General features: G+C 57.8%; 7 protein-coding genes (1 of these 7 running past the window's edge). 1 reads left to right on the top strand and 6 read right to left on the bottom strand.

Annotated elements, in window-relative coordinates; all coding sequences use genetic code 11:
* Positions 1 to 2620, bottom strand: partial view of a reductive dehalogenase gene (locus RSK20926_RS01015; protein ID WP_008203842.1) — the 5' portion only. Its footprint begins 593 nt before the window's first position; only the first 2620 of its 3213 coding nucleotides appear in the window; the start codon lies at positions 2618 to 2620; its stop codon lies off the left edge, out of view.
* Positions 2621 to 2696: 76 nt separating this feature from the next.
* Between RSK20926_RS01015 and RSK20926_RS01010 the strand changes: the two genes are divergently transcribed.
* Positions 2697 to 3485 carry a helix-turn-helix transcriptional regulator gene (locus RSK20926_RS01010; protein ID WP_008203840.1) on the top strand — a complete coding sequence of 263 codons (789 nt, stop codon included), beginning with the start codon at positions 2697 to 2699 and terminating at the stop codon, positions 3483 to 3485.
* Between the two features lie 32 nt (positions 3486 to 3517).
* On the opposite strand, the gene RSK20926_RS01005 is transcribed toward RSK20926_RS01010, so the two are convergent.
* The 5 genes from RSK20926_RS01005 to truA all read right to left on the bottom strand — a co-directional run bounded on the left by RSK20926_RS01005 (position 3518) and on the right by truA (position 8867).
* Positions 3518 to 4291 (bottom strand): LamB/YcsF family protein, encoded by a 774-nt coding sequence (locus RSK20926_RS01005; RefSeq protein ID WP_008203839.1) that lies wholly within the window; start codon positions 4289 to 4291, stop codon positions 3518 to 3520.
* A complete protein-coding gene (locus tag RSK20926_RS01000) occupies positions 4288 to 5319 on the bottom strand; it encodes a biotin-dependent carboxyltransferase family protein (RefSeq protein WP_008203837.1) in 1032 nt (343 codons plus the stop codon). The genes RSK20926_RS01005 and RSK20926_RS01000 overlap by 4 nt, the downstream gene beginning before the upstream one ends.
* Complete coding sequence (locus RSK20926_RS00995) at positions 5316 to 6068, bottom strand: 5-oxoprolinase subunit B family protein (RefSeq protein WP_008203835.1); 753 nt, start codon at positions 6066 to 6068, stop codon at positions 5316 to 5318. The genes RSK20926_RS01000 and RSK20926_RS00995 overlap by 4 nt, the downstream gene beginning before the upstream one ends.
* A 379-nt stretch (positions 6069 to 6447) precedes the next feature.
* Positions 6448 to 7872, bottom strand: a complete 1425-nt coding sequence (locus tag RSK20926_RS00990; protein WP_037253462.1) for a PAS domain-containing methyl-accepting chemotaxis protein — start codon at positions 7870 to 7872, stop codon at positions 6448 to 6450.
* 227 nt (positions 7873 to 8099) lie between these two features.
* Entirely contained in the window at positions 8100 to 8867 is a 768-nt protein-coding gene (gene truA, locus RSK20926_RS00985) for a tRNA pseudouridine(38-40) synthase TruA (protein WP_008203832.1), read from the bottom strand.
* Positions 8868 to 8940 lie beyond the last annotated feature (73 nt).

The following is an 8940-nucleotide window of genomic DNA, read 5'->3' as shown; positions in this document are numbered from 1 at the left end:
TCGGCGTGACACCGATGCCACCGCCCATCAGGAAGGATTTCTCTGCTCCCTCCTCCAGCGGGAAGTGATTGATCGGGCGGGATATGAAGACCTTGCGCTCTTCGGCAAATATCCGGTGAAGAAGTTTGGAGCCACCCCGACCACTGTCTTCGCGCAGAACACCGATCTGATAGGTGCTGCAATCCGCCGGATCTCCGGACATCGAGTATTGGCGCAGGAATTCGGGCGCCACCACGATATCGAGATGTGCCCCAGCACTCCATTCCGGCAAAGGCGCGCCATCCAGGCTTTGGAATTCGTATTTTGTCACGCCCTCACTCATGGCTTCGACCTTGCTGACGCGGACCTGTAGAACGGGACTATCGGCATCATTGGTGTAGCGATGATCCCAGGCGCCACTCTGCCCTCTGGCGCGCCGCGCTTTGTACTCCTCAGCGGTAATCATCTCTTGATAGGCCTCGATCCCCGCCTCCCGGTCCATCGGGAAAGGATAGGGCCAGGGGTGCGGTGCCAAGTTCGCAGGATAGACCGCCAGAGTCTGGTCTTCGAACTTCAGATCCAGATCCTTCTGCAAGGCGCGCGCATTGACCGGATGGCGAGTCGGCCGGTAACCGCCATCCTCTTCCATCTCCAGGTCCCACCACCATTTCTTGACCGGGCTCATTTCACCGTTGCCTAGCGCATCGTCCAGCTTGGCCAAGACCGGCGCGGCTTTGGGCAGGTTCATCGCGGCCCAGCGGAAGGGGCGCTCGGCAAAGAGACCCTCAAGGTTCCAGGGGCAGGTTTTCATACAACGGCCACACATGGCGCCACCGGGAGTGGTGATCCGGTAGGTGGTGCATTTCTGGCTGTCGCTTTTCCAGATCTCATAGCCATTGAACATCAGCTTGGGGCCGGCAGTGATAGCGCCTGAGGGGCATTCGCGGGCGCATTTATTGCAGCTCTCACAGAATTTTTGCAGGCCGAAGTCGATCGGCTTGTCATGGGCCAGCGGCATGTCGGTGGTGACCACCCCGGATTTAAGCCGCGGTCCCAGGAAGGGGTTGAGGATCACTTCGCCGATGCGGCTCACCTCGCCCAGGCCCGAAAGCAGCAGGAGCGGCGGCTGCAGCACTTCACCGTCCATTACCGTATGGGCCTTGGCCTTGTAACCGAGGTTGCGGATCTGGCGGGCTATCACCCCGCCAAGCAAGGAAAACCGCAGATAGGCGCGCATTGACTGCGCCACGGCGATCCAATCATCGCCCGAGGTTCCTTCGGTGGTTTCAAAGCCCTGATCCACAATCATGCTGATGGCCTGATCATGCTCCGGCACAATTTCGGCCCCGGTGGCGTCATGGCTGTACCAGCTCCAACCCGGACAGCGGCTAATGCCGACTGCGTCGATCCCCAGCCAATAACTGGCGGCTTTGATATTGGCTGCATTGCGATCCGCATCAGTCGGACGGGGGCCGCCAGAAGCGGACTCTCCGTCCTGCAAGAGGACAAAGGCCCCGAGCATGCGGCGCTGTGCCATCGAGGGCGCAGCCTTGCGCACGTAGAAGCCGCCGGTCGCAGCCTTCTGGTTGCCTTTGCCCATGTCTCCGAACTGGCTGCGGGCAAACATATCGGTGCGTTTGGGCACCCGTGCCACATGCGCTTCGTCTATATAGGTCGTAGGTGTCTCGACACGGCTCAATGTCTCAAACGGGTGCGGACCATCCTTGAACGCGCGACTACGGAAGGGGTCGCGGTTAAATGCGGATTTCTGTGACCCAAGGCCAAGCCACCATTTGGGGCCCTTTACCTGCAGCAGAGGCTGCTGATCCAACGGCAGCAAGGGGCGATCCTGTGCGAGGTCAAAATCAGTGGTGACCGCCGCCAGGCCAAAGCGCTCGCCCAGGAATGGGTTGACCAGCTTGCCGCCCTCGATCGAGGCAAGCCCTGAGGATACCGCCAGCTGGTTGAGGTCCACATCCGACGACGTGCCGGTATGGGCCTTGGCGTCCCAGCCTAGAAGACGGATGTAATTGGCCAGGACTACAGCGGTTTCACTGGCGCGCAAGCAGGCACGGTGCTGCTCCGCCTCTTCCAGCCAATCACAGCCCTCCTCACCCTGCCGCGGATCGCGCGGCATCTCATAGAGAAAGACAATCGCGCGGGAGTGATCACCAATCGTGGTGGGCGGCGCCTCCATTGCCTCTTTCAGATCGGCCATGATCAGATCAATCCCGGCCGCTAGCGTCTTGGTCTGGCGGGTCTTCAGATCCTCCGCCAGGCGTGAGATGTCCGGGTTGCGGTAAGGGCACGCCAACCGGGCCGACGCAGGCAAGGGCCCGATCCCCACCATCGAGGCATCCGAGAAAAAGCCAAAGGCTTTGATGTGATCCGCACGTTCTCTTGGATCACTCGGACAACCAGCCTGCGCCTTGTTCACCAAGCCATCCCGGATCGCATCCATCATCGCCTGATATTCGCCCATGGCATTGACGATAGAGGCAGGCGCACCCGGGCGTTGGAAATCCAGCGGTTGAAACGGCTGAACCGCCGTGAGGTCCGGCATCGGACCACGCACCAAACGTTCCATCGGGTAGGGGCCCAGGTGAATGGGGCGGTTCTTGCTGGAAAAGATCTGGGTCATATCTGCCTGGTCCGGGATTTTGTGTCTCGCTTTGTGCTTGACTATTCCACGGCAAATCTCTCAGTCTGTCACCCGAATGAGTGACATCTTCCCACCAACTCCCTTGCCGCGTGATGAAATCACAGAGCTTGTCGCCACCGTAACACAATGCGGTTTTGCCGAACGGTTGCTTGCCTATGTGTGCAGGGCTGCTGATATAGCCAATTTTGGCACCTTCTATGTCGCCGACATGAACCGTCCCGAACCTGTGCTATCAATCTGGGCGGGAGAAATGAGCGGCTATTGGTTTAATCGCAACGCCCAAAAGATCCTTGCCAATATGGCATTGATGCAGAGCATTTTGGATCGCATCGAAGCCGCACGTGGCGGCGGGCTGATGATCGAACGCTGGCGTCCCGCTCCCGATGATCAAATCAGCCCGATCTATGTGCGCGATGGGATGATCGAACGCGTCACTGTTTCCTCATATTCTGAGAGGGTGGGCTTTCAGTCCTTTTTCCTGCGCAGCGAAAAATCCGGCTGGTTTACCGATACGGAAATGGAGCGGCTGCAGCAGGTTCTGCCACTGGCCCATGAGCTCATTGGCCTCAGGCACCGGATCGCAGGAGCCACGGCTTTTGCCCGGGCGGCAAGTGGACGTGTCACCGACCTGCGCCTGCGCAATGCGGGCGCTTTCGGCGCTCTTACGGCACGGGAAGCCGAGGTTTGCGATCTGGCCTTGCAAGGAAAAAGCGTGGCAGGCTCGGCGCTGGATCTGGGCGTTTCGGAAAACACCGTCAGAACATTGCGGCGCCGGGCCTATGGCAAACTGGGTGTGAGCTCAGCCACCCAGATTGCCACGCTTATCCTCAATGCCATGGGCTGACCCTTGCTGCTGGCCCTGACTGCGGCCGGCCCCTAGCCCTGACGTCCGCAAAATTGCGCGACCTGCACGCCGCCGCCCTCTAATGAGCCGCGCACGGATTTTGCCAGCTCCACCGCCTCAGCCGTGTCGCCATGCAGGCAGATTGTATCGATTGCGGTGGGGATACGCTTACCGCTTTCGGTGATGATTGCGCCTTCCTGCACCATTTGCAAAATGCGCGGGCCCGCCAGCTCTGCATCATGGATCACCGCGCCTGGCAGGCTGCGGTCCACCAGGGTGCCGTCATCATTATAGGCCCGGTCAGCAAAGATCTCTCCACACCAGTTGCAGCCAAGCTCTCGCACCACCTCTTCCATCGCGGTGGCGGCAAGAACCATGATGATGATATCCGGATCCACATCCAGCGCCGCCTCATAGCAGGCACGCGCCATCGCGTGGTCAACACAGGCCATGTTGGAGAGCGCGCCATGCAGCTTCAGATGCCGAACCTTTGCACCCTTTGCAGTGGCCATACCCTGTGCCGCTCCCAATTGGTAGCGCACCATATTGCCCAGACTACCTGGGGTCATATGCATCTTGCGCCGGCCAAAGCCCTGCAGATCTGGAAAGCCCGGATGGGCGCCAATGCCGACGTCATTCTCTCGCGCCATTTCCATGGTCTGCGCCATCACATCCGGATCACCTGCGTGAAACCCACAAGCAATATTGGCAGAGGTAACAATATCCAGCAGCGCTTTGTCATCGCCCATATTCCAAGGGCCAAAGCTCTCTCCCATGTCGGCATTCAGATCAACTGACTTGGTCATTTGAATTCTCCATCTGAAAAAAGATCAGCACCTGCCGAAATTGCACCGCTGATCAACTGATAGGACAGTAGATCCTGCATTGTCGCAGGATCGCGCACCAAGGCTTTGCAGGCACTCGGCAAGGCCCTCATCGCTTTGTCGAACTTTCCCTGAATGCCCAAACCCTCATTCAGGGAAACCCACCGCAGCCTCAATGGCTCCCCAGCCTGCGCCTGCGCTGCACGGAATAAATCACAGGGTAACACGGTGCCAATCCGGGGATAGCCGCCGGTCGTCTGTGCTTCCCGCAACAAAATGAAGGGTTTGCCATCACCGGTCATCTGCACATCCCCAGGCACAATGATTTCCGATAGAATATTGAGTTGTCCGGCCGCTGCGAAACCCTCCCCTTCAGAGATCAGCTCCACCCCCATTCGGTTGGCGCGTGTGCCCCGGGTAAAACTGGTCTCGGCAAAGCGCTTCCGCACCTCAGTTGAGAAGAGATCGGACTGAAAACTCTCAACAATCCGCAACTCCCCCCCGCCAAAGCGATCCTCTGCCGGAAGCGTCATCCCGACATCGCGACCGGCGTCAGCACCCGCCTGCAGGAAATCACCCACAGCAACTGCACCACCAAGCCCGGAAATCAGATGGGTTGCACGCGCACCCAAGAGGGGGGCACTGTCGATCCCTCCGCCAATATGCAGATAGCCATAGACCCCGCGCTTGGCCGCGCCAATTTCCAGACGCTGCCCATCCCGCATTAAGTGTGAGGCATTCCAGGAGAGGGTCTCTCCATCGCGCTGCACTGACATTGGCGCCCCTGTGAGGGCAATTCGCAGATCACCTTGCGCCTCAAAGATGCCACCCATCCCTGCCAGTTCCAATGCCGCAAGATCCGGGCTCTGCCGCAACAATGCCGCCCCTTCGGCCAAGGCCAACAGATCTGCAGCACCACCACAGGAAAGCCCCTGGGCCAGACGACCCGGCCTGCCCTGATCCTGGACTGTCACAGAAGGGCCAACACGCAGTGTTTTCAGCCCCTTCATGCTGGAATCTCCCGGCATTTTGCGCCGCCAAAATAGGGGTCTTTTTCACAAAGGCGCGCAAACTCGACCTGAGTCACCGGCATAAATTGCATTTCGTCCCCAGCCCGCAGTGCGATTGGATCTTTGCCGCCGGGTTGAAACCCGCGAAACCCCGTTTGCCCGATGTGACGCCACCCCGTTGGCGCCTGTGTTGTGAAGAGTACGAGCTGGCTGATCGCCACTATCAGTGCGCCAGCTGGTACCCGTGGCGTTAACTCACGCAGCCGCGGAATGTCCCATTCCGCTCCAAGTGGCCCCAGATAGGGCTGCCCCGGCGCAAAGCCAATGGTCAAGGCACGAACACGCGCTGCGCTGAGGTTGTCGATGGCCTGGCTTTCACTCATCCCGGCCAGATCGGCCGCTTCCGCCAATTGCGGTGCCAATTCCGTGCCATAGACGCAAGGCACCTGCCAGAACTTCCGTCCCGCTGGCAAAGCCGCCTGAAACCAATCACGCGTTTGCAGCAGGTCCAAGAGAAGATCCTTTAGAGCTTCATGACGAAGCTGGGAGGTGTCGAAACGCAAGAAAACGGAGGCCAGCGAGGTAGAGACTTCGAATATACCGGACCAGTTTTGCGATTTCACCGCCTCACTAAAGGCCAGTGAGGCACGGTTTGACCTCTCACTCAGTACATCAGAAAAGGTAACCAGCACCCCCTGTAACCCAATTGTTCGGATCACCGGGAACTCCGGATTGGCAGGCCCTGTCATGTTGTCCCCTAGCTGTATTTGCCGCCAAAGTTGCGGTCCGATGACGAAGAGTCAACACAGGTTTCGCGCGCAACGCGGCGACTAGGCCGAACATATCAATAGGTAATGGGGACAGGACGCCCAGCGGTCAGTCACATATTGTTGACCCCCACAGATCTGTAGGAGATCTGCCGCCCTTTTGACTGGCCCAGAGTCAGTTTAGAGATAAATATAGAGACCAGCCCGAACCTCGGCCCAACGCTTCTGCGACGTTAGAACCAGGGGTGAAATCCCATCGGGCGACCCACTAAGGGCCGCCCTTCCACTCACTACTCGGCTAAGTGGGGGTTGGACCAGCGCAGATTGGCTGGGCCTTAAAACCCGTGCTTAGAAACTCAGTTTAGAAATCTTCCCAGCCTGGAGGGGTCGCTGGGGTATCGCCGCCATTGCTGACCGAAAGAGAAACTTCAGGCTTGTTCACAGGGGGGGCTGCCTGTGGCATCCGGACAACATTGGCTGCTGATCCAGACGCGGTTTGGAAAGTCTCCATTTGCCGCATAAGCTGCTGTGCATCATTTGAAAGGGTTTGGCTAGCTGCGGTTGTTTCTTCCACCATGGCCGCATTCTGTTGTGTTACCTGATCCAGCTGGGTCACGCCGGTGTTGATCTCCAGCAGAGTTGTCGACTGTTCAGAGGCTCCGCGCGCAATCTGGCTGATATGGCTTGAAATGGTGCCGACACTTTCAATGATGCACTGGAGTTCTGCGCCGGTTTTCCCAACCAGATCCACGCCGCTGCCAACGTGATGCTTGCTCTCGCCAATCAGCTGTTTGATTTCCCCAGCAGCATGCGCGGAGCGCTGTGCGAGTGCGCGCACTTCTGAAGCCACCACAGCAAAACCACGTCCGGCTTCACCCGCGCGGGCGGCCTCCACCCCGGCATTCAAGGCCAGGAGGTTGGTCTGAAAGGCAATATCATCGATCACCGTGATAATCTTAGCGATCTCTTCCGAGGAGTTTTCGATCTTGGACACGGCATTGATCGCCTGTTCCACAACCAAACCACTTTGCTCCGCAACCGATTTTGCATTGTCGACGATCTCTTCGACTTTGCGCGCACCATTTGCCGCGTCCTGAACAGTCGAGGTCAGTTGCTCCAACGCTGCGGCGGTCTCTTCCAGGGTGGCCGCCTGGCTTTCAGTACGATGCGACAGATCACTGGTGGACTGGCTAATTTCAGTAGCTGTCTGCCCGACAGTAAAGGAGACCTGTTTTGCGGTTGTCACGGTTTCGTTCAGCTGCTTGACAGAGTCGTTATAAGCACGCCCTAGATCGCCGATATCTTTGATTTCACTCACTTTAACACGGTGACTTAAGTCACCGTGGCGCAGCGCCTCCAAACCTTCGGCGATCGCCGCCAGACCCTGACGTCGCCCCGTGACATCGGTAGCAACCTTGACCACACCAGTCACCTTGCCGGCATCATCAAAGCAGGGGGCATAGGTGGCCTGGATCCAGATTGTTTGCCCGGCTTTGGTGACTCTTGGGAACTGATTGGTGAACACTTCACCTTCGCCCAGGCTCTGCCAGAATTGCTTGTATTCCGTGCTCTGCGCGTAATCCTTATCCACGAACATCGCGTGATGTTTGCCTGCAATTTCATCCAGCGAATAGCCCAGCGCATTCAGAAAATTCTGATTGGCGGTTACAATATTGCCTTTGGGGTCGAAGTGGATCGTCGCCTGAGTGCGGTCGATCATATCCGCAATGACCATTCCCAGGTCTTGCGCGGAACTCTCATCTTGAGCTTTCTTCCTGAAAAACAATGCCATGCTCCTGATTGCGTCACCATAACTAGTGCATGGGTGATAAATGCCATTCGATATTTTTTCCTTAATTTCACGATGACCTCACGCAGGAGTCAGCTAAGGAATGGCCCGAAAACCGGTTGGAACGTGTAATTCGCTTCAAACAAGATCAATTCAAACATTCGGGACTCACCTTTGAAGCCAAATTTTGACACAGAGCGATCAAAGCAATCCCGGGCTGGGAATCAGCTGAATGGGTCGTCTGGATAGCCGACACGCGCCAGATAGAGGCCATGACCCGGACAAACAGGCCCACATGCGGAGCGGTCACAGGCTTCCAGGGCGTGTTTCACATCCAAGGGTTCCCAGGATCCTGCCCCGACGCGCTCCAGGGTTCCAACAAAACTGCGGACCTGATTGTGTAGAAAACTGCGGGCGCGCACATGGAAGTGCACTTCGGGACCAGACAAACCCTGAACAGTTTCAATGCGCAGCTCATCCAATGTCTTTTGCGGGCTGGCCGCCTGACAAATCGAGGATCGGAATGTGGTAAAATCGTGATTGCCGATCAAATGGTCCGCGGCTTCCTGCATCGCCGCGACATCCAGCTCATGATTGATCTGCCACACCTGGCCCGCGTCATGCGTCGCCGGCGCCCGGCGCATCAGAATTCGAAACAGATACTGGCGTTCGATCGCCGAGAAGCGTGCATGCCAATCCTCATCGACCCCGGCACAGTCCAGAATTGCCACAGGTGCGGGTTTCAGATGATAATTCAACGCTTCTGAAAGACGGAATGGGTCCCAGTCCTTCTGCAGGTCACAATGCGCAACCTGACCCAGCCCATGCACCCCTGTATCGGTTCGCCCCGCAGCCGCGATGGTATGAGCCCCAGGTTCCAGTCGGGACAAGGCATCCTCTATCGCACCCTGAACAGAGGGCAGGTCCTTTTGCCTTTGCCAGCCGGCAAAGGGTTTTCCATGGTATTCGACTTTGAGAGCAAAACGCGGCATGTCGGGCAAGTAGCGTGGCAACAGCCGACTGACAAGTACCCAGGTGGCTCTGGAAACACCCGCAGGGGTTCCT

The organism is Roseobacter sp. SK209-2-6 (assembly GCF_000169455.1).
GTDB lineage: Bacteria > Pseudomonadota > Alphaproteobacteria > Rhodobacterales > Rhodobacteraceae > Pseudophaeobacter.
The sequence above is the reverse complement of the archived record's forward strand: the minus strand, read 5'-3'. Positions and strand labels throughout refer to the sequence as shown.

Bases quoted from the DNA above. Each gene is read 5' to 3' on its own strand.
- RSK20926_RS01010 (WP_008203840.1), top strand. From the start codon at position 2,697: ATGAGTGACATCTTCCCACCAACTCCCTTGCCGCGTGATGAAATCACA.
- RSK20926_RS01005 (WP_008203839.1), bottom strand. From the start codon at position 4,291: ATGACCAAGTCAGTTGATCTGAATGCCGACATGGGAGAGAGCTTTGGC.
- RSK20926_RS01000 (WP_008203837.1), bottom strand. From the start codon at position 5,319: ATGAAGGGGCTGAAAACACTGCGTGTTGGCCCTTCTGTGACAGTCCAG.
- RSK20926_RS00995 (WP_008203835.1), bottom strand. From the start codon at position 6,068: ATGACAGGGCCTGCCAATCCGGAGTTCCCGGTGATCCGAACAATTGGG.
- truA (WP_008203832.1), bottom strand. From the start codon at position 8,867: ATGCCGCGTTTTGCTCTCAAAGTCGAATACCATGGAAAACCCTTTGCC.